At 67.4% G+C, this 25436-nt stretch carries 28 protein-coding genes and 1 pseudogene; 10 read left to right on the forward strand and 19 right to left on the reverse strand.

The features are described from left to right. Positions 1–91: 91 nt before the first annotated feature. Positions 92–1435: an amidohydrolase family protein gene (locus tag ACVCMB_RS05555; protein ID WP_447106370.1), complete on the reverse strand. Its 1344-nt coding sequence runs from the start codon at positions 1433–1435 to the stop codon at positions 92–94. Positions 1436–1716: 281 nt separating this feature from the next. Between ACVCMB_RS05555 and ACVCMB_RS05560 the strand changes: the two genes are divergently transcribed. Beyond that, positions 1717–2193 carry a MarR family winged helix-turn-helix transcriptional regulator gene (locus tag ACVCMB_RS05560; RefSeq protein WP_447100095.1) on the forward strand — a complete coding sequence of 159 codons (477 nt, stop codon included), beginning with the start codon at positions 1717–1719 and terminating at the stop codon, positions 2191–2193. Positions 2194–2577: 384 nt separating this feature from the next. Here ACVCMB_RS05560 and ACVCMB_RS05565 read toward each other — a convergent pair whose 3' ends face one another. The 3 genes from ACVCMB_RS05565 to htpG all read right to left on the reverse strand — a co-directional run bounded on the left by ACVCMB_RS05565 (position 2578) and on the right by htpG (position 5269). Continuing rightward, on the reverse strand, positions 2578–2898 hold the full coding sequence (locus ACVCMB_RS05565; protein WP_395119336.1) for a helix-turn-helix domain-containing protein: 321 nt from the start codon (positions 2896–2898) through the stop codon (positions 2578–2580). After that, on the reverse strand, positions 2891–3265 hold the full coding sequence (locus ACVCMB_RS05570; protein ID WP_447106371.1) for a type II toxin-antitoxin system RelE/ParE family toxin: 375 nt from the start codon (positions 3263–3265) through the stop codon (positions 2891–2893). Before ACVCMB_RS05570 ends, ACVCMB_RS05565 begins: the two co-directional genes overlap by 8 nt. Positions 3266–3382: 117 nt before the next feature. Beyond that, a complete protein-coding gene (htpG, locus tag ACVCMB_RS05575; RefSeq protein WP_447106372.1) occupies positions 3383–5269 on the reverse strand; it encodes a molecular chaperone HtpG in 1887 nt (628 codons plus the stop codon). 181 nt (positions 5270–5450) lie between these two features. Between htpG and gluQRS the strand changes: the two genes are divergently transcribed. Further along, complete coding sequence (gene gluQRS / locus ACVCMB_RS05580) at positions 5451–6317, forward strand: tRNA glutamyl-Q(34) synthetase GluQRS (RefSeq protein ID WP_447098560.1); 867 nt, start codon at positions 5451–5453, stop codon at positions 6315–6317. 106 nt (positions 6318–6423) lie between these two features. Continuing rightward, positions 6424–7164: a beta-ketoacyl-ACP reductase gene (gene phbB, locus ACVCMB_RS05585; RefSeq protein WP_395119344.1), complete on the forward strand. Its 741-nt coding sequence runs from the start codon at positions 6424–6426 to the stop codon at positions 7162–7164. A gap of 63 nt (positions 7165–7227) precedes the next feature. Here phbB and ACVCMB_RS05590 read toward each other — a convergent pair whose 3' ends face one another. After that, positions 7228–8022 carry a tRNA threonylcarbamoyladenosine dehydratase gene (locus ACVCMB_RS05590; RefSeq protein WP_395119346.1) on the reverse strand — a complete coding sequence of 265 codons (795 nt, stop codon included), beginning with the start codon at positions 8020–8022 and terminating at the stop codon, positions 7228–7230. Positions 8023–8165: 143 nt separating this feature from the next. Here ACVCMB_RS05590 and ACVCMB_RS05595 point away from each other — a divergent pair, with 143 nt between their 5' ends. Further along, positions 8166–8555, forward strand: a complete 390-nt coding sequence (locus tag ACVCMB_RS05595; protein ID WP_395119348.1) for a cytochrome c — start codon at positions 8166–8168, stop codon at positions 8553–8555. A 13-nt stretch (positions 8556–8568) separates the two neighbouring features. Here the strand turns inward: ACVCMB_RS05595 and ACVCMB_RS05600 are convergent, their stop codons facing one another. From ACVCMB_RS05600 to ACVCMB_RS05620, 5 genes are all read right to left on the reverse strand, one after another. Then, the gene (locus ACVCMB_RS05600) at positions 8569–8871 is read right to left on the reverse strand and encodes a DUF962 domain-containing protein (RefSeq protein ID WP_395119350.1); all 303 of its coding nucleotides are present in this window, start codon (positions 8869–8871) and stop codon (positions 8569–8571) included. Between the two features lie 44 nt (positions 8872–8915). Next, positions 8916–9977, reverse strand: coding sequence for an NADH:flavin oxidoreductase/NADH oxidase (locus ACVCMB_RS05605; RefSeq protein ID WP_447106373.1), 1062 nt, complete (start codon positions 9975–9977; stop codon positions 8916–8918). 51 nt (positions 9978–10028) lie between these two features. Continuing rightward, on the reverse strand, positions 10029–10946 hold the full coding sequence (locus tag ACVCMB_RS05610) for an alpha/beta hydrolase family protein (RefSeq protein WP_447106374.1): 918 nt from the start codon (positions 10944–10946) through the stop codon (positions 10029–10031). Between the two features lie 52 nt (positions 10947–10998). Continuing rightward, on the reverse strand, positions 10999–12228 hold the full coding sequence (locus ACVCMB_RS05615; protein ID WP_395118704.1) for an ISL3 family transposase: 1230 nt from the start codon (positions 12226–12228) through the stop codon (positions 10999–11001). A 124-nt stretch (positions 12229–12352) separates the two neighbouring features. Further along, positions 12353–12562, reverse strand: coding sequence for a cold-shock protein (locus tag ACVCMB_RS05620; protein ID WP_395119356.1), 210 nt, complete (start codon positions 12560–12562; stop codon positions 12353–12355). A gap of 395 nt (positions 12563–12957) precedes the next feature. Here ACVCMB_RS05620 and ACVCMB_RS05625 point away from each other — a divergent pair, with 395 nt between their 5' ends. After that, positions 12958–13407 carry a hypothetical protein gene (locus ACVCMB_RS05625; RefSeq protein ID WP_447106375.1) on the forward strand — a complete coding sequence of 150 codons (450 nt, stop codon included), beginning with the start codon at positions 12958–12960 and terminating at the stop codon, positions 13405–13407. Between the two features lie 9 nt (positions 13408–13416). Here the strand turns inward: ACVCMB_RS05625 and ACVCMB_RS05630 are convergent, their stop codons facing one another. Next, entirely contained in the window at positions 13417–14679 is a 1263-nt protein-coding gene (locus ACVCMB_RS05630; protein WP_447106376.1) for a winged helix-turn-helix domain-containing protein, read from the reverse strand. 151 nt (positions 14680–14830) lie between these two features. Here ACVCMB_RS05630 and ACVCMB_RS05635 point away from each other — a divergent pair, with 151 nt between their 5' ends. Together ACVCMB_RS05635 and ACVCMB_RS05640 are read left to right on the forward strand one after the other, a co-directional pair. After that, entirely contained in the window at positions 14831–15181 is a 351-nt protein-coding gene (locus tag ACVCMB_RS05635; RefSeq protein ID WP_447100088.1) for a hypothetical protein, read from the forward strand. Between the two features lie 106 nt (positions 15182–15287). Beyond that, positions 15288–16373, forward strand: a complete 1086-nt coding sequence (locus ACVCMB_RS05640; protein ID WP_395119364.1) for a phospholipase A — start codon at positions 15288–15290, stop codon at positions 16371–16373. Positions 16374–16468: 95 nt separating this feature from the next. On the opposite strand, the gene ACVCMB_RS05645 is transcribed toward ACVCMB_RS05640, so the two are convergent. The 3 genes from ACVCMB_RS05645 to pncB all read right to left on the reverse strand — a co-directional run bounded on the left by ACVCMB_RS05645 (position 16469) and on the right by pncB (position 19012). Further along, on the reverse strand, positions 16469–16951 hold the full coding sequence (locus tag ACVCMB_RS05645) for an FKBP-type peptidyl-prolyl cis-trans isomerase (protein WP_395121410.1): 483 nt from the start codon (positions 16949–16951) through the stop codon (positions 16469–16471). A gap of 161 nt (positions 16952–17112) precedes the next feature. Next, a complete protein-coding gene (locus ACVCMB_RS05650) occupies positions 17113–17598 on the reverse strand; it encodes a glutathione peroxidase (RefSeq protein ID WP_447098552.1) in 486 nt (161 codons plus the stop codon). Positions 17599–17827: 229 nt separating this feature from the next. Then, positions 17828–19012 (reverse strand): nicotinate phosphoribosyltransferase, encoded by a 1185-nt coding sequence (gene pncB, locus ACVCMB_RS05655; protein ID WP_447106377.1) that lies wholly within the window; start codon positions 19010–19012, stop codon positions 17828–17830. A gap of 323 nt (positions 19013–19335) precedes the next feature. Between pncB and ACVCMB_RS05660 the strand changes: the two genes are divergently transcribed. Then, positions 19336–20199: a c-type cytochrome gene (locus ACVCMB_RS05660; protein ID WP_447106378.1), complete on the forward strand. Its 864-nt coding sequence runs from the start codon at positions 19336–19338 to the stop codon at positions 20197–20199. Positions 20200–20203: 4 nt separating this feature from the next. On the opposite strand, the gene ACVCMB_RS05665 is transcribed toward ACVCMB_RS05660, so the two are convergent. From ACVCMB_RS05665 to ACVCMB_RS05685, 5 genes and pseudogenes are all read right to left on the reverse strand, one after another. Next, positions 20204–21253 (reverse strand): aminopeptidase, encoded by a 1050-nt coding sequence (locus tag ACVCMB_RS05665; protein WP_447106379.1) that lies wholly within the window; start codon positions 21251–21253, stop codon positions 20204–20206. 100 nt (positions 21254–21353) lie between these two features. After that, on the reverse strand, positions 21354–21758 hold the full coding sequence (locus ACVCMB_RS05670) for a hypothetical protein (RefSeq protein WP_447106380.1): 405 nt from the start codon (positions 21756–21758) through the stop codon (positions 21354–21356). Positions 21759–21859: 101 nt separating this feature from the next. Further along, entirely contained in the window at positions 21860–22072 is a 213-nt protein-coding gene (locus ACVCMB_RS05675; protein WP_395119376.1) for a hypothetical protein, read from the reverse strand. 381 nt (positions 22073–22453) lie between these two features. Further along, a pseudogene (locus tag ACVCMB_RS05680) lies at positions 22454–22732 on the reverse strand (histone H1-like repetitive region-containing protein); the annotation flags it as partial. Positions 22733–22846: 114 nt separating this feature from the next. Further along, a complete protein-coding gene (locus ACVCMB_RS05685; protein WP_447098547.1) occupies positions 22847–23449 on the reverse strand; it encodes a rhomboid family intramembrane serine protease in 603 nt (200 codons plus the stop codon). 184 nt (positions 23450–23633) lie between these two features. Here ACVCMB_RS05685 and ACVCMB_RS05690 point away from each other — a divergent pair, with 184 nt between their 5' ends. Next, entirely contained in the window at positions 23634–24512 is an 879-nt protein-coding gene (locus ACVCMB_RS05690; protein ID WP_447106381.1) for a PhzF family phenazine biosynthesis protein, read from the forward strand. A 108-nt stretch (positions 24513–24620) separates the two neighbouring features. Further along, a complete protein-coding gene (locus ACVCMB_RS05695; RefSeq protein ID WP_447106382.1) occupies positions 24621–25430 on the forward strand; it encodes a YiiX/YebB-like N1pC/P60 family cysteine hydrolase in 810 nt (269 codons plus the stop codon). Positions 25431–25436: the final 6 nt, after the last annotated feature.

Genomic DNA, 25436 nt, shown 5'->3' on the forward strand with positions numbered 1-25436 from the left:
CATCCTGCAGCGGGTGTGGTGTCGAATGGTACCCGCTGCACGTCGTCATTCCCGTGCACCGGCATCCATGGCCATGCATGGGGCCATTCCTTCAACGCAGTCCCACCGTGCCCTCGGCAGCCTTGACCAGCTTCACCGGGTCGTAACCCACGCCATCCTTGAACACGAGGGTGACGTTCTCGATGTCCTTGATGCGCTCCGCCGGGTTGCCCCTGACCAGCACCAGGTCAGCCGCCTTGCCCACGTCGATCGAGCCGATCTCCTTTTCCACGCCCATGAAACGCGCGCCGTTCAAAGTGGCGATCCGGATGGCCTGCACCGGCGTGAAGCCCGCCTCCACCAGCAGCTCCACCTCACGCTGGTCGCCATAGCCCGCGATCACGCCACCGTAGCCGGTGGGATCGAGGCCGGCGAGCAGGGTGCCACCGGCCTCGACGAAGGCGCGTTCGAAAGCCATCTCCAACTTGAACGCCTGCGGCCACGGGGAATCCTTCATCGCCGCGACGCGCTCGCGCGCCTTCAGGTATTCGACGCGGGCCTGCGGCAACATCGCGTCCAGCACCCGCGCATCCTGCGGCGCGCGGCCGGGCACGAAGGTCTCGAACACCGGCAGCGTAGAGGTCACCGCAACGCGCTTCGCCACCAGATGCTTGATCAGCGCCCGGATTTCCGGGTCGTCGACCTTCAGCGTCGCCAGGCGCGCCACCGCGGCCTTGGTGTCCGGACACACATCCGGCTGCTTGCCGGGGCTGAACTCGGTGTCCACGAACAAGCCGTGCTCGAGATCGTCGATGCCGAGATCCGCCGCTTCGGTGAAGCCGATCGAACACAGGTGGCCGGTCACCTTGATGCCGCGCGCATGCGCCGCCGCGATCGCCGCCGACAACTCGGCGCGGGTGATGTGCATGTAAGCCTTGAACGACGTCGCACCCTCGTCCATCCAGTAGTTCACCGTATCGCGCGCGTCGGCGGCATCTGCCAGCTCGTGCATCTGCGGCGTGAAGCTGCCCTTGCCTTCCAGATACGGCCCGGTGGTGTGCATCTTCGGCCCCGGAATACGGCCCGCGTCGACCGCCTTCTTCAGCGCCAGGTCGGTGTAGGGCTCGGTGCTGCCGGTGGTGCGGATGGTGGTGACGCCGCCGGCGAGGTACAGCTTGGGAAAACTCGACGCCTGCTCCGGATAGATCGCCTCCTTCGCCGCGGGATTCACCTTGGGCGCGGGATAGAACATGTGGTCGTGCATGCCGACCAGGCCGGGAATCAGCGTCTGCCCGCCGCCGTCGATGACCGTCGCGCCCTCGGGCAAGGTCACGTGGCGCCCGACCGCCGCGATGCGCCCGTCGCGCAGCAACACCGTCTGGTTCTCCCGGGCGGGCGTGCCGTGGCCGTCGATCACCCGCACGTGGATGATCGCCAGCAGTGGCTGGGCGTGCACGACATAAACCTGCGCCGGAGACGACAACACCGGCATGGCGGCCCGGGCCGGCGACGCGGCCCCGAACGCGGCGCAGACCACAACCAGGGCGAACGCCCGCACTGTACCCATGCCACGAAGATTCGACGAACGATGCATGACTGCCCCCGGTTTGCGTGATGCACGGTTCCACTCGACCGCGCCGGGCGGAATGTACGCCCAGCGCCGCCGCCGGGGAATGGCTTGCCGCGACCAATTTGTCATGTATGTTGACTATCAAGTACACGGACTAATGAGTTGCCATGTCCCGCACACCTCACTGGCACGAGCAAGTCGTGACGCCGGCCCTGCTCCGCCACGCGCGAACCATTTACGGCACGGCCATGCGCCGGGCGCTGGGCAACGCCGGCTATCACGACATTCCGAAGAACGGCCTGTACCTGATTGGCGGCATGGCACTCCACGAGCGCGGCGTGCCGCTGGGGGAACTGGTCCGGGAGTTGCGCGTGTCCAAGCAGGCCGCCAGCCAGCTCGTCGACGCACTGGTGGCGGGTGGCTACCTGCAGCGTGCCGCCGACGAAAACGATCGCCGCAAGCTGGTCGTGACCCTGACTCGACGAGGCCGCGCCGCCGCGGAGGTGCAGGCGAAAGCGCGCGAGCAGGTCGACGCCGAACTGCTTGCACGTGTCGGTGCCCGCGCGGTCAGCACCACCCGCAGGACGCTCGCCGCCCTGATCGACCTCGGCCAGCCCGGCGAAAGTGGCCACCGACACGACTGAGCCGCTTGCTGGAACCTTTGCTCCAGCCCACCACCTGAGCGATGCCGCGCGGTTCGCGTACGTGTCGGCATCGCCCGTACCCGCCGGGCCTGGTACTGGACCCACATCGATGGCCATCGACTGGCGCTCGCGAGCCAACGCTTCTTCGACGGCCAGAGTGCGGGCCATTGCGCCGCGACCACCAGCCCGATCGGAACCGACCCCATCGCGCGGCATCATTGCCGCCCATTCGGGACACCGCCAAGGATGCTCTTCGCGCGCAAGGCGACATCCCTTTAGCTCACCTAAAATTCGCGGTGACGCTCGCACGGAATTTGTTGCCCGCGATTTCAGCGCATGAGCCCGCTCGCGGTGATACTCGGCTGCGTCGAGCCCGTTCGCTTCCTACAAAACAGCCTCCAGCCCCTTGCGATCAATCAGGTTCAGCAGCTTCAGCGAAGGACCGCTGGGCTTCTTCTCGCCGATTTCCCACTTCTGCACGGTGGAAACGCTGGTGTTGAGCACGGCAGCGAAGACGGCCTGGCTGACCTTCGAATTCTCGCGGATCAGCTTGATCTTGCTTGCGCCAATGTCCGGCACGGCGAGATGGCTCAGCGCTTCGTACTCGTGCATGCGGCGCTTGCTGATCACACCAGCCCGATGCAGGCCTGTGGCCGTCTCGTGGACTTCGGCAAGAATGCGGCTCTTGCGGACTTTGTTAGTCATGGTCTACCTCCACAAGTTCGTCGGCTTCCAGCGCGGCGGCAAGAGCTTTGTCGTCCTGACCAAGAAGATCTGACGCCAGCTCCTGCAGCGCGCGAAGCTCATGCTTGTCGATATTGGCTCGTTCGTTCTTGCCGAAACCAAAGATGAAGTACCAGCGGTCGCCTCGATTGGTGGCGACGATGGTTCGTGCGCCTCCGCGCTTTCCACGGCCGGGCAAGGCAATCCGTTTCTTGACCAACTGTCCGCCGAGGTCGGCATCGATCAGTCGTGCCTCCATCTCGATCACCGACTGGAACAGATCAGGACCGGCCAGACCCGTCTTGCCCATCCAACGGCTGAACGTCCGTGTTCTGAAAATCCGTTTCATGGCTACAACCATAGCACTTGGTGATATGGTTTTCATCTGCCCGTGGAGTCCTCGCATCAGTCAAAAAAGAAGCCCGCCATCGGCGGGCTTCTTCAGGCCAACGAGGTATCCCGTGCCCTACCCCAGCAACACCCGGTTCATCCGCTGCACGAATGCGGCGGGGTCCGGCAGCTGCGCACCGGCGGAAATCTCCGCCTGCTCCAGCAGCAGCGTAGCGAGATCGCGCGCCTTGTCCTCATCGGCCTCGTTCTCCACACGCTTGACCAGCGCGTGCGCCGGGTTGATCTCCAGCGTCGGCTTGCTCTCGGGCATGTCCTGCCCGGCTTCGCGCAGCAGACGCGCCAGGTGCGGGGCCATTTCGTAATCGGAGAGCGCCAGGCACGACGGCGAATCGGTCAGGCGGGCGGACACCTTCACCTCGCCCACGCGATCGCCGAGCAGGTCCTTGAGCTTCTTCAGCAGCGGCTCGGCCTCTTTCGTGGCCTCTTCCTGCTTTTTCTTGTCGGCCTCGTCCAGCGGTACCTCGCCCTTGGCCACGCTCTTGAGCTTCTTGCCTTCGTACTCGCCCAGGGAGCCGATCATCCATTCGTCGATGCGGTCGGACATCAGCAGCACCTCGATGTCCTTGGCCTTGAACGCTTCCAGCTGCGGGCTGCCGGCGGCGGCCTTGTAGCTGTCGGCGGTGATATACCAGATCGCGTCCTGGCCGACGGCCATGCGGCTGATGTAGTCGTCCAGCGAGACGTTCTGTGCGGTGCCCTCGCCCCTGGTCGAGGCGAAGCGCAGCAGCTTGGCGATGCGCTCGCGGTTGTTGGCGTCTTCGCTGATGCCTTCCTTGAGCGTATTGCCGAAGGCCTTGTAGAAGGTCGCGAACTTCTCCGGTTCGTCGCGGGCGAGCTTCTCGATCAGGTCGAGCACGCGCTTGACGCAAGCCGCCTTGATGCGGTCGACCTGACGGTTGTGCTGCAGGATTTCGCGGCTGACGTTGAGCGGCAGGTCGTCGGCATCGACCACGCCGCGCACGAAGCGCAGGTAGTTCGGCAGCAGCTCTTCGGCGGCGTCCATGATGAAGACGCGCTTGATGTAGAGCTTCAGGCCCTTGCGCTCGTCGCGGCCGCCCATCATCAGGTCGAACGGCGGCTGCGCGGGAATGTAGAGCAGCGTGGTGAAACTCTGGCTGCCCTCGACGCGGTTGTGCGTCCACGCCAGCGGGTCGTTGAAATCGTGGCCGAGCGACTTGTAGAAGCTCTGGTAGTCCTCGTCGGAAATGTCCGATTTCGGCTTGGTCCAAAGCGCGGAGGCCGCGTTGATGCTCTCGAACTCGTCGGTGGGCTTGCCGTCCCCGCTCTTATCAGAATCGGCCACCGGCATGCGGATCGGGAACGCCACGTGGTCGGAGTACTTGCGGATCAGCGATTTCAGCCGCCAGCCCTTGAGGAAGTCGTCCTCGTCGGCCTTCAGGTGCAGGGTCACCGCGGTGCCGCGTTCGGCCTGCTCGACCGCTTCCAGCGAGTACTCGCCCTTGCCGTCGCTCTCCCACTTCACGCCCTCGGCCGCGGGTGCGTCCGCGCGCCGGGTCACCACGGTGACCTTGTCGGCCACCACGAAGGCGGAATAGAAACCCACGCCGAACTGGCCGATCAGGCGGGCGTCGGCCTTCTGCTCGCCGCTCATCGCCTCCAGGAAACGGCGCGTGCCCGAGCTGGCGATGGTGCCGATGTTGGCCACCACCTCGTCGCGGCTCATGCCGATGCCGTTGTCGCGCACGGTGACGGTACGCGCCTCCGGGTCCCAGTTGATGTCGATGTGCAGCTCGCTGTCGCCGGCCAGGAGTCCGGGCTTGGCGATCGACTCGAAGCGCAGCTTGTCGCAGGCGTCGGAGGCGTTGGAGATCAGCTCGCGCAGGAAGATCTCCTTGTGCGAGTACAGCGAGTGGGTGACCAGGCGCAGGACCTGGGCAACTTCGGCTTCGAACTGGCGAGTTTCGGCGACAGGCGCATTCATGGGCGGATTCAACTCCATGGCAAATGAAAATGGTGGGTCGTCGCCTCCTCGGGCATGACCGGCGGACCGACCCCGCACGATCCCCGCACCGGTGGAACCGGTCATGGAAACGCGACAACTGGCCCCGAGATTCGGGCAGCCGGCCGCGGTTTCAAGGCCGGGCGGCCGATAAAATGGCCCGATGACGTACCGCGGACGCTTCGCCCCTTCGCCCACCGGGCAACTGCACTTCGGCTCGCTGGTGGCCGCGGTGGGCAGCTGGCTGTGCGCCCGCCACGCCGGCGGCGAATGGCTGGTGCGGATGGAGGATATCGACCCCCCGCGCGAGGTGCCCGGCGCCGCCGCCGACATCCTCGCCGCGCTGCCCGCGTTCGGCCTGGTGGCGGATGCGCCGGTGCTGTTCCAGTCGCAGCGCACCGCCGCCTACGACGAGGCGTTCGCGGCGTTGCGCGCGGCCGACCTGGTATTTCCCTGCACCTGCAGCCGAAGCCAGCTCGCCGCCAGCGGCGGCATCCATCGCGACGGCCACTGCATCGACGGCAGTCACGCCGATCGCGAACCGGCGTGGCGGCTGCGCGTGAGCGATGTGGAGATCGGGTTCGACGACGCCCTGCTGGGGCCGCAACGCGAGCGGTTGCGCGAAACCGTGGGCGATTTCGTGATCCGCCGCGCCGACGGTTTCTATTCCTACCAGCTGGCCTGCGTGGTGGACGACGCCTTCCAGGGCATCACCGAGGTGGTGCGGGGCCAGGACCTGCTCGACTCCACCGCGCGGCAGATCTGGCTGCAGCGCTGCCTGGGCCTGACCACGCCGACGTATCGACACCTGCCCCTGGTGCATGACAAGGCCGGCAACAAGCTGTCGAAATCCTCCCACGCCTGGCCGCTCGACCCCGGCGAGCCCACGCCGGCGCTGCGCCGCGCACTCGCTTTCCTCGGGCAGGCATTGCCGGACCGGCCGGTGGACGCAGACGCCCTGCTGGCCCACGCGCTGACCAGCTTCGACCCCGCCCGATTGCCGCATTGCAGCGGTAGTTCCCCCGACTGATCGGCTATAACTGGACGGCCGTTCACGCCGTTTTGCACGAGCAGTGCAGGCGCGCGACAACGGCAACATTCGCGTGCTTGACTTGGGCAAACAGGAGATCGACGGCATGACCCAGCGTACGGCTTTGGTTACCGGGGGAACCGGGGGCATCGGCAGCGCCATCGTGCGCCATCTGGCGAAACAGGGTCACAAGGTCGCCACCAATTATCGCGACGAGGCCAAGACCGCCGCCTGGCGCGAAGCGATGGCGCAGGAGGGCATCGAGGTGTGCACGGTGCGCGGTGATGTGTCCGATCCCGAATCCTGCGCGGCGATGGTGCGGGCGATCGAGGAAAAATGCGGTCCGGTGGACATCCTGGTCAACAACGCCGGCATTACCCGCGACACCACCTTCCACAAGATGAACTATCAGCAGTGGACGGACGTGATCAACACCAACCTCAACTCCTGCTTCAACGTCACCCGCGCGGTGATCGAGGGCATGCGCGCGCGCAAGTGGGGCCGCATCGTGCAGATCAGCTCGATCAACGGCCAGAAGGGCCAGTACGGCCAGGCCAACTACGCCGCGGCCAAGGCCGGCATGCACGGTTTCACCATCTCGCTGGCGCAGGAAAACGCCAAGTTCGGCATCACCGTCAACACCGTCTCGCCCGGCTACGTCGCCACCGACATGGTGATGGCCGTGCCGGCGGAAGTGCGCGCCAAGATCGAGGCGCAGATCCCGCTCGGCCGGCTCGGCCGGCCGGAGGAGATCGCCCACGCCGTGGCCTTCCTCACCGGCGAGGAAACCGGCTGGATGACCGGCGCCAACCTGGCGATCAATGGCGGCCAGTACATGGGGTGGTGATAGAAGAGGAGTGAGAAGTGAGAGAGGAGCCCCTGCTTTCTCTCTTTCCCCACTCCTCTGCACTCACTTCTCACCTTTCCCCAGGAGCTTCTCGATCACCTTGCCCACCGCTGCAAAGGCGAACGCGCCGGTGACGTGGGTGGCCGCGCCCAGGCCCCCGCCGCAGGCGAGGTTCATGGAATCGCCGCCCGGCGGCCGGGTGCCGCAGACAGTGCCGTCGGGTTGCGGGTACTGCACGTTCTGCAGCGAATAGACGGCTGAAACGCCGAAGTAGCGATCCGGGTTGCGCGGGAAATTGAAATCCGCACGGAGCTTCTTGCGGATCAGGCTGAACATTGCGTCGTGCTCCGTGCGCGACAGGTCGCGCACGCGGATCTGGGTGGGGTCGGTGCGACCACCCGCCGAGCCCACGCTGACGATCGGCAGCTTGCGCCGGCGGCACCAGGCGATCGTTTCCAGCTTCACCCGGAACGCGTCGCAGGCATCGAGCACCACGTCGTAGCCGCGGTCGAGCAGCTCGTCCAGCGTGGCCGGGGTGAGGAAGCGCTCGATCGCCTCCAGCCGGATCGCCGGGTTGATCGCATGCGCGCGCGCCGCCATCACGCCCACTTTCGACTTGCCGTATTCGCCGTCCAGCGCGTGCAGCTGGCGATTGGTGTTGGACACGCAGACCTCGTCGGCGTCGATCAGGGTGAGCCGGCCCACGCCGCTGCGCGCCAGCGCCTCGACCGCCCACGAGCCGACGCCGCCCACGCCGATCACGCAGACATGCTTCTGCGCCAGCATGCCCACGCTGCCCTGCCCGAACAACCGCTCGACGCCGGCGAAGCGCTCGACCGGCACGGCTACCTCGTTCATGGCATACCCGCGCGAAGCGGCGGCGGCAGGAAAACGGTCACGGCGAGCACCCTGGCGAAAACGGTCATTTTATCGCGCCGGCTTGGCCTCGCGGCAGTCGCGCAGGCTATGCTTGCGCTTATCCCTCGAAATGGAGCGGCTCCATGCGTGTTGCCCTGATGATCCTGCTCGGCCTGGTGATTGGCATCATCGGTACCGTCAACGTGATGAACGTGCTGAGCGAGCGCAATCCGATGCCCGCAGCGGTGATGCATACGCTCGGCTATCACGTGGGCGAATTGAAAGGCGCGATCAAGGCCAACCAGTGCGAGGCGGCGAAGGTCCAGCATCACCTGGCCCGGCTCGAATCCACCGCCAGCGACATCACGCCGGTGTTCGGCATGAACGACAAGGATTTCGCCGACCACGCCAGCCAGTTGCAGGACCGCCTGCACCAGGCCGTGGCAGCGGCGCCGGCGACCTGCACCGCGCTGGCCGCCGTGCTCAAGCCGGTGGGCGAGAGCTGCAAGAGCTGCCACGACAAATATCGCTGATCGCGGGCGCCGCTCAGAAGCGGATCTTGCCGCGCAGCATCTGCGCGTACATCACCCAGTCGCCGGCAAGGCTGTACAGCGGGTGCTTGAACGTGGCCGGGCGGTTTTTCTCGAACGCGTAGTGGCCCAGCCAGGCGAAGCCGTAGCCGGCCACCGGCACCAGCCACAGCCAGCGCCACTGGCCGCTCGCCACGGCCAGCACCAGCACCGCGAGCACCAGCGTGCTGCCGATGAAATGCATTCGGCGGCAGCTGCGATTGGCGTGCTCGCCGAGATAGAACGGATAGAACTCGGCAAAACTGCGAAAGGTCGACATGCTGCTGCTCCGCGAGCGGGCGCCCTGATTCCGCCCCGCCACATTTACCAGGCGCGTTGATATTGCACCGGTGCGTCGATCGACGCACCCAGCTGCGCTGCCGCGCGGCGGGGAAAATAGGGATCGCGCAGGCTCTCGCGGGCGATCAGCACCACGTCGGCGGCGCCGTTGGCGATGATCTGCGCGGCCTGCTCCGCGCCGGTGATCAGGCCCACCGCACCGGTGGCGATCCCGGCCTCGCGGCGGATTTGCGCCGCGAACGGCACCTGGTAACCCGGCGCCAGCGGAATCTTCACGTGCGGCAGCAAGCCGCCGCTGGAGACGTCGATCAGGTCCACGCCCAGGGGCTTCATCTGGCGCGCCAGTTCCACGCTCTGCCCGATGTCCCAGCCGCCGGCATCCGCCCAGTCGGTAGCCGAGACGCGCAGCCACAACGGCAGTGCGGCCGGCCACACCTCGCGCACGGCGACGACCACCTCGCGCACCAGACGGATGCGATTCTCGAAGCTGCCGCCGTAAGCATCGTCGCGCCTGTTGCTCAGCGGCGACAGGAACTGATGCAGCAGGTAGCCGTGCGCCGCATGCACCTCGATCAACTCGAAACCCGCTGCCAGCGCGCGTTGCGCGGCGGCGCGAAAGTCCGCGATCACCGCCTGGATACCGGCCTCGTCCAGCGCCTGCGGCGCCGGCCAGCCGGCAGCGAACGGCAGCGCCGAGGGCGCGACGGTAACCCAGTCGCCCTGCCCCGCCGGCACGGGGCCGTGCCCGTCCCACGGCCGCAGCGTGCTGGCCTTGCGCCCGGCGTGAGCCAACTGCATGCCGGCAATCGCGCCCTGCGCCTTGATGAAACGGGTGATCGGCTGCCATGCCTGCAACTGGGCGTCGTTCCACAGGCCGGTGTCCTGCGGCGAGATGCGCCCCTGCGCGGACACCGCCGAAGCCTCGGCGATCACCAGCGCCGCGCCGCCGACCGCGCGGCTGCCCAGGTGCACCATGTGCCAGTCATTGGGCACGCCGTCGGTGGCCGAGTATTCGCACATCGGCGACACCGCGAGGCGGTTGCGCAAGGTCAGGCTGCGTTGGGCAAGCGGATCGAACAGGTTCATGGAAAATCCAGCGTCACGGAACGGTCGAGATGCAGACGGCGACGCCGGGAATCAAGCCGCCGTGTCGCCGCGCGCGACGAAAGTCGCATCCGCCTCGGCCAACCAGCCGGCGATGCGCGCGGCGACCGGCGCCGGCGCCTTCATCCAGCCGAAATGGTCGGCCGGCGTGCCATCCAGGTCGTCGCGCAAGATCGTCTCCACGCGACGCGCGGCCGGACCGAGCTTGCCCAGCAGCCATGCCAGCGAGGCCGGCGGACCGAGCCAGTCCTGCTGCAGTCGCAACGCCAGCACCGGCAGTTGCAGCGCGGCCAGCAAGCGCTCGAAATCCTGCGTCATGCCGGCCACCGCATAGCGGCCGCTGCGGCCGCTGCGTGCCCAGTCGGCGATCACGCCGCGCGCCTCGTTGCCGCCGAAACCGATCCGCCGCCCGGGCAGATGGCCGACCAGCGCAGCCAGCCAGGGCGCCAGCGCATAAGCGGCACCAATCAGCCAGCCGTGCCGGAACCGCCGCCAGTACGGCGCGCCACTGGCGACCAGCACCACGCCGGCGAAATCGTGCGGATGCAGGCTGGCGTAAAGCAGTCCGAGCTGGCCGCCGAGGCTGTGGCCGCCCAGCCAGCAGCGCGCCTGCGGCCAGCGCTGGCGCACCGCCGCCATGCCGGCGGGCAAGTCGTCCTCCAGCAATTGACGGTAACCCCAGTTGCAATCGCGGCCGGCGCGCCGATCGCTGGAGCCGATGCCGCGCCATTCATGCAACACCACGGCGACGCCGGCCACCGCCAGCGCTTGGGCCAGCGGCAGGTAATGCCGCGCCGGCATGCCCATCGCCGGCATCCAGTACAACAACTGCTGCCAGCGACCGGCCGGAAGCGTGGCCAGCAGCTCGCAGCGCGCGCCGTCGGCGGCGGTGACCGGGATGACCAGCGACTCGGCCGCGACAGGGGCGTTCTGGATGAAATGGTCGGGCATCCCGACAGGCTAGCGAATTGCCCGCGCCACTACAAAAAGGGTCCTTCCGGCTTTAGCGTGGGTAAACATCGAGGCCGCCGCAGAAGAAGTAGGCGGCGGTCTTGAAGTGTTCGGGGTTGCGGTAACCGCAGGCCCGGCGCTTGATGGCCATGAGCTTGCTGTTGATGCCTTCGGCGACGGCGTTGGTGATGCGTAGGCGACAGTAGGTGACTATGTTGTCCAGACGCCGCTTGAGCATGTGGGCAACTTGCCGGATGGGCTCCAGGCGGCTGTGCGTGGCCCAGTGGAACCAGTGTTTGAAGTAACGGCGTGCCCATGCCTCACGCCGGTAGGACCACAGGTGGCGCAAGGCCTCCTTGATCGCCCAGGCACGAGCCACCTTGAGGTTCTGCCCCATCAGGTCACGCAGTTGATGCCGTCGCTGCTGGGGCAGGTTTTCCCGGCTGTAGAGCCACAGGTATTTGGTTCGCGCCAAGGTGTTGTCCCCGGTCGCGCGCAGGGCCCGATGCTCTGCCTTGCGTACCGCATCCACGGCTTGCCCCATGTGCTGCATGATGTGGAAGCGATCGAAGACGATCTTGTCGGTGGCCGCGGGGACATGCGACACGGTGGCCTGGAAATAGGGATCCCACATGTCCATGGCCACCGCCTGGATGTGCTCACACTGCTCCGGCGTCAGGGTCTCGTAGAACTCTGCCAGCGATCCACGCGTGCGCTCATCTGCCATGTACTCGATGGTGGAACGATCCACGTCACTGACAATGGTCGTGTACGAATGGCCTTTGCGGAACGCCTTTTCATCCACGCCGATCCGACGCAGCGACAGCGGCCCCTTGCGCGACTGACCACGGCGCACCGCTCGCTCCATGACGCCGAACACCTCGTCCCAGGACAGATGCAGCAGCCGGCAGGTGCCACTGACCGTGGCGCACTGCTGCAGCACGTCGATGATCCAGCGCTCCATCAGCAACGTGAAGCGAGAGCGTGGCTCGGCCCAAGGCACCGCGACCTGCACCACGCCGTGATCCGGGCAGCGAACACGAGGCACCCGTGCCTTGAGGATCGTCTGCAGCTGGCAGGTATCCAAGTGGCGCCAAGCGCGCGCCGGCGCATGGTCATGGACCGGCAGTTCCTGGTCGCACTTGGGGCAACGCCAGCGACATCCCTCCGGATGATCCACCTCTACCTCAACCCGATTCCCTGGTAGATCCAGATGAACATCCGCTACTCGCCAGGGTGCTGATAGACCAAGGATCTGCCGGTATAGCTCTACATCGCGCATTGGACGGGCTCCGCTCACCGCTCCCGCCCATCCTCCTATCCCCAGCTACCCACGGGAATCCCGGAAGGACCACAAAAAGAGGCCGGCTTGCGCCGGCCTCCTCAAGCAGACCTCGCCACCGTCATCAGACGGGGGTGACGTCTTCGGCCTGCAGGCCTTTCTGGCCGTCGACCACCTTGAAGGTCACCTTCTGTCCTTCCTGCAGGCTCTTGAATCCCGAACCAGTGATGGCGCGGAAATGCACGAACACGTCGGGGCCGCTTTCACGGCTGATGAAGCCGAAGCCCTTGGCGTCGTTGAACCACTTGACTGTACCCGTTTCACGATCCGACATGACTCACACTCCGATCCAATCCAGACTCTATCGACTAACCGGCCACAGGGGGGCCGACGGTTTACTGAGCATGCCAAGGTCGGGTGCAACGGACGGATTCAGGAAATCCCCAGTGGGCACTCACGCCGCCAAGCAGACGCAGCGATTCAAGCATAACGGATTTTTGGAAGAAAAGTGATTTGTCAAGCGGCTCGTCGTGACAGCCGTCCCGACAGCCGAAATCCGTTGCCGATCCGCGCCCCTGGCGGGCCGGGGCGGGCTCGCCGACAACCGACCCCTGCCGACCCCGGCGCGCGGGTTTCAGGTTTTCTTTACTTCACTTGCGGTTTAGTTGATTCGTTCGACCTTCCGCCAGACCGGGTGCCTGCGGCCTGCCCAATGCACAGGAGAGCATCATGACCACCCCGTTCCGCCTGGCCCTGGCCGCCACGGCCGCCACCTTGCTTCTCGCCGGCTGCGCCAGCGACACCGGGACCCGGCCGACACCGGCCACCTCGTCCCACGCCACCACCCGCTCGACCGCTCCGCCGACACCCGGCCAGCGCTCCAGCCACCACGCCGCCGCGCCTGGCGACGCGAACCTGCCGGAACAGACCGGCATCCCCGCCTGCGACGACTACCTGTCCAGCTACCTCGCCTGCCACCGTGCGGCCGGCATCTTCTCGGCCGAACAGCTGCCGCTGCGTTACGAGGCGATGCGCACCAACTTGCTGCGCGATTCGCAGAACCCGGATGTCCGTCCGCAACTGGGCGAGCGCTGTAACTCGCTGGCGCGCAGCCTGCGCGAGGCACTGCATGGCAAGTCCTGCAGCCCCAACCCGGCTCCGGCGGGCAGCACGCCGTAGGCTGGGCGCCTAAGCCAGTCGACGCAGCTCGGCGCGCAGCGACCGGGCGAAGGCGGCCGGTCGCGAGCGGACCACCCGCACCTGCGGCGTGCCATGCCAGCGCGCGGTATCGAGGATGGCTTGTGCCAGTTCCGCCAGCAGGCGCGGCGCGATCGCCACACCGGGTTCGAGTTCGATCGACTTGACCTCGAACAGGCCATCGCCGCGATGCGCCTTGGCGTCGAGCCGCCCGACCAGCCGGCCGCGATGCAGGATCGGCAGCACGAAGTAGCCGTAGCGCCGTCGCGCGGCCGGGACGTAGCACTCCAGGCTGTAGTCGAAATCGAACATCGCGCGCAGCCGCGTGCGGTCCCACACCAGCGGATCGAACGGCGACAGCAGTGCCGTGCGCGTGGCGCGCAGCCGCCCGCCCAGCGCCCGTTCCAGCAGATCGGCGTGATCGCGATGCACGTAGCCGGGAGTCGCCCAGCCCTGTACCGCCACGGCCAGCAGTTCACCGCTGGCCAGCAGCGGCGCCAGTTCGGCAGCGCCAACGCGCGGCTTGAGCCGGTGGTAGTCGGCGATCCACGCGGCCGGCGCCACGCCCAGTGCGCGCACGCCGTCGAGGACGAAGCGGCGACGCAGCGCGGCGGCCGGGAGCGTGGCCACCCGCGGATCGGGCGGCGGGTCGAGTTGCGCCAGCACCCGTTCGCTCAAGTCGTACACGCGCTGGAAGCGCTCGCGCCGCAGCACCATCAGTTCACCCAGGGCGAACCACGCCTCCAGCCAGCGCTTCTCCGGCTTCCACTCCCACCAGCCCGAGCTGGCCGCGCCCTGCTCGCGGGCAAAATCCGCCGCGCGCACCGGGCCCTCGGCGCGAATCCGCTCGAGCAGGCCGTCCATCCCGCTGCGCTGTTCGCGATGCATGCGTGCGGCGTGTCGGTGCGCCCAGTGTCCACCGCGCTGGTCGCTCCACGCACGGTGCCACGGCAGATCGGCGGCGCTGACGAAGCAGGCCTCGTGCGCCCAGGTTTCGGCCAGCTTGCCTTCGGCCAGCGCCTCGTCCAGCCAGGCCATCGGGTAATCACCCAACCGCGCGTGCAGTACCAGGTACGGGCTGCGCGCCACGACGTGGATGGTGTCGATCTGCAGCAAGCCCATGCGCTCGATGGCGGCCACCACGTCGGCGCGCCGGGCGCGTCGCCGGCTGGCCTGCAGCAAGCCCTGGGCCGCCAGTTGCAACAGGCGCGCCTGGGCAAGGCTGAGGGTGGGCGAAGCTGAAGCCCGGCTCAATGGCGTGTCGCCGTTGCCCGCATCGGCGGGCGATCTTGAGCGGACATATACACATCCCTTGCTAGGGTCGAGAGGAGTTCGGGTGCGGCGGCATGCGCGACCGGACCCCCGTGTTTTTTCGGACACTCATTCTGGCATGGAGGATTCCATCATGAACTTCCGCACTCCCCTGTACGGCTGCCTGTTGGCCGGCGGGTTGTTGTTCGCCGGCGCGAGCCTGGCGCAGGACACCCCTGCCCCGGCCGCTTCCGCCACCGCCACCGATACCGCCACGTTCAACACGCCGCAGGGTCAGGTCGTGGTCAAAAGCGCACCGGCTCCGGCGCCGACGATCGCCCCGGCGCCCTCGTTCCAGCAGTTGGCGGCGGGCGGCAAGGGCATCACCGAGGAACAGGCCTCGGCCTATCCTCCGTTGGCCAACGACTTCCTCAACGCGGACAGCAACAAGAATGGCAAGGTCAGCGAAGCGGAATACGCACGCTGGGTGAAGCAGCTGCATTGAACACGCGGACGCGATGCCCGTGAATCGTGCATTCACGGGCATCGGATAAACTTGCCGGCCTGAATCGACGGCCGGCATGGCGCTCGCCGCGCATCGGAAAGACATCATGAAACTCCCGCTCGTCGCAGCCTGCGCGGCATGGGCCTGCGTGGCTGCTGCCACGGCGCATGCACAGAATCCCGACCCGATGGACATCCGCGGCTGCACCGCGATCGAGAGCGATGCGCAGCGGCTGGCCTGCTACGACCAGGCCACCGGCCGGGTCAACCTGCCGGTGGCGCAGAAGCGCACGGTGCAGGCGGCCGGCGGCGAAGTGTTCGGTCACGACCATCCCGGCACACCCGCGGCCGGCCCCGGCAACAGCGAGGTGGCCGTGCCGCTGTCGCTGCTTGACAGCCGCTGGGAGCTGGCGCCGGAAAGCAAACTGGGCACCTTCAACGTTCGCGGCTACAAGCCGGTCTACGTGCTGCCCATCTTCGCCAGCAGCAACCAGAACAACCAGCCGCACAGCCCCAACCCCGACAACGACGCCACCGGCAGCGAGCGGCTGGACAACATCGAGGCGAAATTCCAGCTGAGCCTCAAGGCCAAGGTGTGGCAAGGCGTGTTCGGCGACGCCGGCGACCTGTGGGTGGGCTATACCCAGTCGTCGCGGTGGCAGGTCTACAACTCCACCCTGTCGCGCCCGTTTCGCGAGACGGACTACGAGCCCGAGGCGATGCTGATGTTCGACACCAGCTACCACGTGCTTGGCTGGGAGGGACGCCTGCTCGGCATCGGCTTCAACCACCAGTCCAACGGCCGCGGGCTGCCCTTGTCGCGCAGCTGGAACCGACTGATCGCCAACGTCGGCTTCGAACGCGAGGGCTGGACGGTGATGATCCGCCCGTGGTGGCGCATTCCCGAATCGCGAAGCATCGACGACAACCCCGACATCAGCGATTACGTGGGGCGCGGCGAGGTGGAGATCGTGCACGAGTGGAACGGCCAGGAATTCGGCCTGACCTTGCGCGACTCGTTCCGCGGCGGCAGCCGCCAGCACGGATCGTTGCGCTTCGGCTGGAGCTTTCCGATCGCCGGCAACCTGCGCGGCTACGCCGAACTGTTCAAGGGCTACGGCGAGAGCCTGATCGACTACAACCACAACGCCACCTACCTCGGCGTGGGCGTGTCGTTGCTGGACTGGTACTGACGCGCGACGCGTTGCCGGCGGGCTTCAAGGCTCGCCGGCGATGCCGTTGCGTTCACCAATGCACTGGCGCATCGGGGCACGATTGCCCTGGTTGCTCAGTGGTGATGGCCACCCGCACCGTGCACGTGGCCATGTGCCAGCTCTTCCTCGCTGGCCGCGCGCACGTCGGTCACCTCGATGGCGAAATGCAGGGTCTTGCCCGCCAGCGGATGGTTGCCGTCGATGAAGACCTTGTCGTCCTCGACGCGGGTGACGGTGACGTTGATCTCGCCCTGCGGACCGCGGCCCTGGAACTGCATGCCGGGCTGGATGTCCTCCACGCCCTGGAAGGCCGAGCGCGGCACTTCCTGCATCAGCTCGGGATGGTGCACGCCGTAACCCTCCTCGGGAACCACGTCGGCGGTGAACTTGTCGCCCGCCGAGCGGCCTTCCAGCTGCTTTTCCAGGCCCGGTACGATCTGGCCGCCGCCGTGCAGGTAGGTCAGCGGATCGCGACCGGCGGAGCTGTCGATGACCTGGTTCTGGTCGTCGGTGAGGGTGTAGTGGAAGGCGGCAACGGAATCTCGGGCAATCTGCATCATCTGGCCTCGCTCGGGGGTCATGTGGGCCGACCACGGTCGGCAAAGGGACAAAGCCTATCAGACCGCGCGCGCATGGCCTGCGCAGGGGCGTCCCGAGCGCCGCCGACCAGCTCAATGCAGGCCGTGGCGATCGCCGTGGACCGCGGTGACGGGATGGTTCACCCCTGCAAGCGGGCCCGCGTGTCGCGACCGATCTTCTGCGGCGTGTCGGTGGGCGCGTAGCGCTTGACCACCTGGCCGTCGCCATCGACCAGGAACTTGGTGAAGTTCCACTTGATCGCCTCGCTGCCGAGGATGCCCTTGGCCTGGCTTTTCAGCCATTGGTACAGCGGCGCGGCGTGCTCGCCGTTCACCTCGACCTTGGCGAACATCGGAAAGGTCACGTCGAAGCGGGTGCTGCAGAAATCCTTGATCTCGGCTTCGCTGCCCGGCTCCTGGTGGCCGAACTGGTCGCAGGGAAAGCCCAGCACCACCAGGCCCAGCTCGCGCTGTTCGCGCCACAAGGCTTCCAGGCCCTCGTATTGCGGAGTGAATCCGCACTGCGAGGCGACGTTGACCACCAGCAAGGTCTTGCCGCGCCACTCACCCAGCGATCGCGGCTTGCCGTCGATGTCGGTCACGGTGAAATCGTGGATGCTGGTCATGGCTTGCTCCGGAACTGTGGCGGGTGTCCGGCCAGCGTACGCCATCGAGATGGCTCGGGCATATCCATATGCGGCATGCTCCTTTGGCGCCGGCGGTGCGCGCGGCTACCGTCAAGGCGTTGCCGCCACGCCGGATTCGCCGTGCTCCACCTTGCCCTCGTGCTGCTGTCCCTGTTGCTGCTGGCCGGCGTGTTCAGCCGCGCGCCGGACGATCCGTGATCGGCGCCACTCACCCCTGGGTGGCGGGGATCTCGAACACCTGGCGCAGGTAGGCCACGTAGGCCGGGTCATCGCACATGTTCTTGCCGGGGGAATCGCTGAGTTTGGCCACCGGCTGGCCGTTGCAGCGGATCATCTTGATCACGATGTTGATCGGCGCCGGCCCCACGTCGTTGGTGAGGTTGGTGCCAACGCCGAAGGCGAGTTGGCAGCGGCCGCGGAAATGCGCGTAGAGCTGCATCACGCGCGGGATGTCCAGGCCGTCGCTGAACACCAGCACCTTGTTGCGCGGGTCGACGCGGTTGTCGCGGTAGTGCGCCAGCACCTTCTCGCCCCAGGCGAACGGATCGCCGGAATCGTGGCGGGTGCCGTCGAACAGCTTGCAGAAGTACATGTCGAAATCGCGCAGGAAGGCATCCAGCCCGTACACGTCGGACAGCGCGATGCCCAGATCGCCACGGTATTCGCGCGCCCACGCCTCCAGCGCCGCGACCTGCGAATCGCGCAGCCGCGGCCCCAGCGCCTGGTGTGCCTGCAGATACTCGTGCGCCAGCGTGCCCAGCGGGGTCAGGCCCAGTTCGCGTGCCAGCCACACGTTGCTGGTGCCGGCCAGCTGCGCGCCCAGTTCGTCGCGCAAGGTGGTGACCACCTCCTGCTGCCAGCGCCGCGAATACCGCCGGCGGGTGCCGTAATCGGCGATGCGGCACAGCGTGTAATCCGGCGCATCGCGCAGCATGGCGATCTTGTCGTGCAGGCGCCGGCGCCCTTGGGCCAGATCCAGCCCGGCGCTGGTGCGGCGGAAATATACCTCGTTGACGATCGCCAGCAGCGGCACCTCGAACATGATCGTGTGCAGCCACGGCCCGCGGATGCGGATCTCGATCTCGCCGGGCACGGCGGCCGAGGGCGCGATCTCCACGTACTTCTCGTTGAGCTGGAACAGGCCCAGGAAATCGACGAAATCGCTCTTGATGAAACGCCAGCTGCGCAGGTAATCCAGCTCGTCCGCGCGAAAACGCAGGCGGCACAGCGCGGCCAGTTCGGCGCGGATGTCGTCGATGCACGCGGCCAGGTCAATACCCGGCGTGCGGCACTTGAAGCGGTATTCCACCTCGGCCGCGGGATACTGGTGCAGCACCACCTGCATCATCGAGAACTTGTACAGGTCGGTGTCGAGCAGCGATTCGATGACCATCGGGCGCCCAGGGGAGGAAGAAGCGGCAGCACCGGCCATTATCCATGGTCGGCCATCGGCGCCGGGCAAAATAAAACCCCATCGGCCAGGGGAGGACCGATGGGGCTTGTCAGGCGGCCTCCAGGGGAGGTAAGGCCGGCCCCTCAGCAAGGCGATGGATTGCCCCGCTTCCTGTCGCCGTCACGGCGATACACGGGCTTAGTGTGTGCGCGACGACGTGAGTTCAACGTGCACGCCCGCCGCCGTTCAGCGCCGCGACAGGTGCGCCGGCCCGCCCGGCGCCAAAGCTGGCCCTACACTGGGCCCATTGCACGGAGAATCCCATGCGCGGAACCTCGATCGACGCCCCCCGGATGACGCGGATCACCGCCCTGCTTGCGATCGCGCTGATGCTTCTCGGCAGCAGTCGATTCGTGCGCGCCGCCGAACTCCGCATCGACCTGGGCCATGGTGCCACCCGCTGGAGCACCGCCACCCTGCTGGCGCGCCCGGACGCGCGCACCGTCACCGTGCTCGGCGACGTGGCGTTCAAGCGCACCCGACACTACCGCGCCGTGCCGCTGACTGCCCTGCTGCCCGGCATCGTGGCCGGCGATCACCTGCAATTTGTCGCGAAGGACGGCTTTGTCGCCGAAATACCCGCCGCGCTGATCCTGAGCCGGCGCGGCAGCGTCGCCTGGCTGGCGATCGAGGAGCCGGCCCGGCCGTGGCCGGCGTTGCCTGGCGGACACGGCCGCGCCGGCCCGTTCTATGTCGTGTGGACGCAGCCGCGCGCGGCGGGCGTGGGACCGGAGCAATGGCCATATCAACTGGCCACGATCCGCCGCGCCGACAGCATGGCCGCGCGTTTTCCGGCCATGCTGCCGGACCCGCGAACGCCGGCGGACAGTGCCGTGCGGCGAGGGCTGGCGGTGTTCCAGCGCACCTGCTTCGCCTGCCACACACTCAACGGCGCCGGCGATGCCCGACTCGGGCCGGACCTCAACATTCCGCACAACCCCACCGAGTACCTGCGCGCCGACCTGCTGCGCGGGTACATCCGCGATCCGCAATCGCTGCGCCGCTGGCCGCAGGCGAAGATGCCGGGCTTCGACACGCGGGCGCTTTCCGACGCCGACCTCGATGATCTGCTGAGCTACCTGCGCCACATGGCGGGGAGAAAAACATTGCCGGGCGGCGGGCACTGAGTTTTCAGCGCGGCGCGTCCTGAGCCTCCGCACCGTGTGGCGGCGTCATCAGCGCTTCCAGCGCGCGATCGCGGCGCGGCTTCGGGTCGCGAGCCAAAGCGCGGACGTCGGCGTAGAACGCCGTCCAGTCCTGCCCCGAGCGCTGGAACAGCACGTCGAACGCCGGCACCCAGTGGTCGTACAAGCCGAACGGCAGCAGCCGGGCGTTGTTGATCGGCTGCGCCACCCACGCGTCGTAGCGATGGTCGCCGGGCCATCGGCGTTCGCGCCACTGCGCGTAGCGTTCGCGGAACGCGGCGATCGCGGCCTGCTTGCCGGCTTCCATTGCCTCGGCATCGACGCCGCTGGCGTACAACAGCTTCAGGCGCTCGCGCAGATCCAGCACGAGCCGGGTGAAGCCGTCGGCGATCGCGTCATCGTGGCCTTGCGCCGGCGGCAGGCCGCGCGAGGCGCGCCATTCGCGCAGGCCCTGGCGCTGCACGAAGCTGGCGAAGGATTCGTTGAACGCGCTGTCGCTTTTCACGTAGATCAGCTGGTGCGCCAACTCGTGGAAGATCGTGCCGGCCAGCTCGTCGTCGTCCCAGCGCAGCATGCTGGACAGCACCGGATCGGCAAACCAGCCCAGCGTCGAATACGCCGGCACGCCGCCGATCCACACATCGTCGCCGCGGGCCTTCCAGCGCGCCGCATCGGCCTGCGCCGCCTGTTCGCTGAACCAGCCCCGGTAAGCCACGCAACCGGCGATCGGAAAGCACTGCGGCACCGCCTGCACCGAATGGCGCGGCGCAGCGAACACGTTCCACACCACGTAGTCGCGATCCAGCGGCACGTAGCCGGTGTAGCTGCGATTGTCAGGCAGGCCCAGCTCGCGCGAGGCGAACCGGCGCGCCTGCAGCGCCAGGCGCAGGCGCGCGGCCAGCTGCGGGTCGGTGTGCTGGTCGGCGAGCACGCGCTCGATCGGGCGTCGATGCACGATGAGTTCGGCTTGCCCGTGGGCGGCCTGCGCGTAGTAGCGCACGCTGGTGCAGGCGGACAGGGCAAGTCCCGCCACCATCAGGAGGGCAAACCGGAATATCGCGGCGGATGCGCTTGACGGTCGCGAAGGCATCCGCCGATTGTGCCTGAACGCCCGGCGCTACCGGGCGCGGCGGGGGTCAATGGCGACGGTCGTCGCGGTCGCGCGAATGGCGTCCGCCGTGCTGCGAGTCACGATGTCCCGAGTGGCCATCGTCGCGGTAATGGCCGCGGTCGTTGTCGCGATGGCGGTAGTCGCGTCCGTAGTCGCGCCCGTGATAGCGCGGATAGCGCGAACCGCCGTACCAGTGCGAGCTGATGCCGACGCTCACCCCGGGTGCGTAGCAGCAACCGTAGTAGCCGCCGTAATAGGCCGGCCCGTAGTAGCTGTCGTAAGGCGAGGCGTAGTACGTCGTGCCGCTGCCGTAATACGCGTCGCCGGACGACCCGCCGCCACGCACGTAGGTATAGCCGGGGTCGTAATAGCAACCGGACAGCGCCGCCGCTGCCACCATCAATCCAACGCAAGCGAGCAGTCGTTTCATGGTTCACCTCCGCGGTGCTTATCAAGCTCCACGCTGGACCATGCCGCTTGAACTCTGCCTGAGCGGACCCGGCGCCGCGGCACCGGCCCGCCCGCGGAGATTCAACCCTTGCGCTTGCCCAGGTCGTCGCGCGGCGATGCCGTCACGGACGCATCGCCCGTGCCGGTCACCGGCGCGTGCATCTCCGTCACGTTGGGGGTCGGATGCGACGGGTTGGCGCCAGGCCACGACGGCTCGCGCTGGTCCCGCTCATGCTTGGCGTCAAGCAAGGCCTGGATATGCGCCACGGCTTCTTCCGGGCTGATGTGCGCCACCGGCCGGTCGGCCGGACGAGGGCCCGCGGGCGACGACTTGGGCGCAGGCCGGGTTGCGACCCGAGGTGCGGCTGGCCGCGTGGCCAACGGCTTCTTCGCCATGGCTTTCTTCGCGGCAGGCTTCTTCGCGGGCGCGGCCCTCGCCGCGGATTTCACGGGCACGGCCTTGCGTGCGGCGGACTTGCGCGGTGCCGACTCGCGCGACGCTGCGCTGACGCTGGGGCGAGACTTCTTCGCTGCCGGCTTCGGCGCGGCCTTGCCGGTAGCGACTTTTTTTGTCTCCGGCCGCCGGGGCGTCGCCTTCTTCGCGCTGCGCGGGCCGGTCGTGCGCTTGGCGACGGCCTTCTTCGCGGCGGTTTTCTTCGCCGGGGACTTCCTGGCGGCTGCCTTCTTCACGGCGACCTTTTTCGCCGGAGCTTTCTTCGCAACTGATTTCTTCGCAACTGATTTCTTCGCAACTGATTTCTTCGCAACTGATTTCTTCGCAACTGATTTCTTCGCAACTGATTTCTTCGCAACTGATTTCTTCGCGGCGGGCTTCTTCGCGACGGACTTCTTCGCGGCGGCTTTCTTCGCGACTGGCTTTTTCGCTGCGGACTTTTTCGCCGATGCTTTCCCTGCCGCGGACGTCTTCGCTGCCGACTTGCGGGTCATTGCCATGCGTTCGTTCTCCTGCGGTGAGCGGTGAGCAACGCAGCCAGTATGCGCGTATCGGCGCGCGACGGCATTACGCAGCGCAAGAAGCGTTCATCTGCGGGCCGACCGAACGCGCGCTCAGCCCGGGTGCATCAGCGCGTCGAGAAAGTGCGGCAGCACGCGATGATTGATCGCGATGGTGAACAGCACGCCATAGGCTGCGCCCCACAGGTGCGCGCTGTGGTTGACGTTGCCCTGCCCGCGCCGGTCCATGTAGATCGAATAGGCGGTGTACAGCACCGCGTAGACGATTGCCGGCATCGGGATCACCAGCACGATGATCTGCTGCCATGGCGCGATCAGGATGTAGGCGAACAGCACCGCCGACACGGCGCCCGACGCACCCAGGCTGCGATAGTCCGGGTTGTTCCGGTTCTTCAGCCAGGTGGGCAGGATCGAGACCACCAGCCCGCCGATGTAGAACAGCGCGAACCCCAGCGTGCCGAGCACGCCGGTGTAGAACGGCTCCATCGCACGCCCGAAGAAGAACAGCGTGAACATGTTGAACAGCAGGTGGCCGAAATCCGCGTGCACCACGCCGTAGGTCACCAGCCGGTGGTACTCGCGCTGGCGGGTGATCGCCGGCGGCCACAGGATCAGGTCGTTCATCAGCCGCGCGTTCTTGAACGCCATGAACGAGACGATGCAGGTGATGGCAATGATGGCCAAGGTGATCGGCATGGACGGTTCCGCGACGCAAAAGTCGGCATCTTGGCGCCTTGCCCCGGGCTTGTCGACTCGCCCGGCGCCCCGGCGCACTTATGCCCGGCACGGCGCGGCTTATGCGAAAGCGGCAGTGTCGCCGCCGTGGCCGCCCCTCTATCATCTGCCGTTTTGCACCGCGCCCCGCGGTCGGACGAAATGCATGAGCCTGCTCCGTTACCTGCATCTGGACGTCTTTGCGGCCACCCTCGGCGGCGGCAACCACCTGGGCGTGGTGATCGGCGCGGACGGCTGGGACAGCGCGGCGATGCAGCGTTTCGCGCGCTGGACGGCGCTGGTGGAAACCACCTTCCTGCTGCCGCCGACCGATCCCCGGGCGAGCTATCGGGTGCGCATCTTCACGCCGCACGAGGAGATCCCGTTTGCCGGCCACCCCAGCATCGGCAGCGCCCATGCGGCGCTGGAAGCAGGTCTGGCCACGCCGCGCGACGGACTGCTGTGGCAGGAGTGCGGCGCCGGCGTGTTGCCGATCCGGGTCGAAGGCAGCGGCGCCATGCGCGAACTGCTGCTGCGCTCGCCGGGCGAACGCGTGCTGGCGACCGGCCGCGACGCAAACCCGCTGCTGGCCGCAGCGCTGCACGGCGTGACCGATGGCGCACTGCCGCCGGCGCTGGTCGATGGCGGCCGACGCTGGTGGCTGGCCGAGGTCGCCGACGAGGCCAGCCTGCGCGCCTGGCAACCCGACCACGCGGCCATCCTTGCGCTGGCCCGCGCCAGCAGCAGCATGGGGCTGTGCGCCTTCGCACGCGTGGCATCGGATCAGCCGCGACTGGTGGTGCGCGCATTCCCCGCCGGCGTGGGCATCGTCGAAGACCCCGCCTCCGGCGCCGCCAACGGGTTGATCGCCGCCTGGATCGCACACGCCGAACCGCACGGCCCGCTGGCCCGCGGCTACCAGGTCAGCCAGGGCCGCGAGATCGGCCACGACGCGCAGCTGATGGTGCACATCGACAACGACGCGATCTGGGTCGGCGGGCGCAGCCACACCATCGTCGACGGCAGCCTGGCCTGGTCGGCGTGAGCTTCCAGTCTCTCGGTGCCGGTGAAAGCGGCTTTCTGCTCGGGCGCTGACACGCACGCGCCCACGGCTTAAGCTCGTCGCACCTGCGACCGCCGGGAGCGCACGATCGTGTTCCATCCCTTGCACAGGCTGGGCCGTGCCCTGGCCCGTTACCTCTCGAAGCCGCGCGTCGGCGGCATGCATTTCGGCACCTCGCGCCACGACATGCTGGAGGCATCGCTGCGGCCGGCCGACGTGCTGCTGGTCGACGGCAACAGCCGCATCGGCACCGCGATCAAGTACGTCACCCAGTCGAGCTGGTCGCACGCGGCGTTGTACGTGGGCGACGCCCTGCGCGACCGCTACCCCGCGCTCGGTGCGCACGTGCTGATCGAAGCCGACGTGGTGGAAGGCGTGCGTGCGCTGCCGCTGCAGGCGTATCGCGGGGCGCACACGCGCATCTGCCGCCCGGTCGGGTTGCACGCCGGCGAGATCGAGCAGGTGATCGAACACGCCGCGCGTCGCCTCGGCCAGCGCTACGACATGCGCAACGTGATCGACCTCATGCGCTACCTGCTGCCGACGCCGCCGGTGCCCGGACGCTGGCGCCGGCGCCTGCTGGCGCTGGGCAGCGGCGAGCCGACCCGGGCGATCTGCTCGTCGCTGATCGCGGCGGCCTTCCACAGCGTGCGTTATCCGATCCTGCCGATGCTGGACCGCGACTACCGCCAGTTGCGCGGCACCCAGCGCGCGCGCCAGGAGATCCTGCACATCCGCAGCTCCAGCCTGTTCACGCCGCGCGACTTCGACATCTCGCCCTACTTCCGCATCATCAAGCCGATGATCGAGAGCGGTTTCGATCCGCACCACCTCCACTGGGCGACCCTGGCGCCCGGCGACCTGCAACCGTCGGTGGGATCGCTGCAGGCCCCGCGATGAATCGGC

The sequence above is a fragment of the Rhodanobacter sp. UC4443_H10 genome, assembly GCF_052978325.1.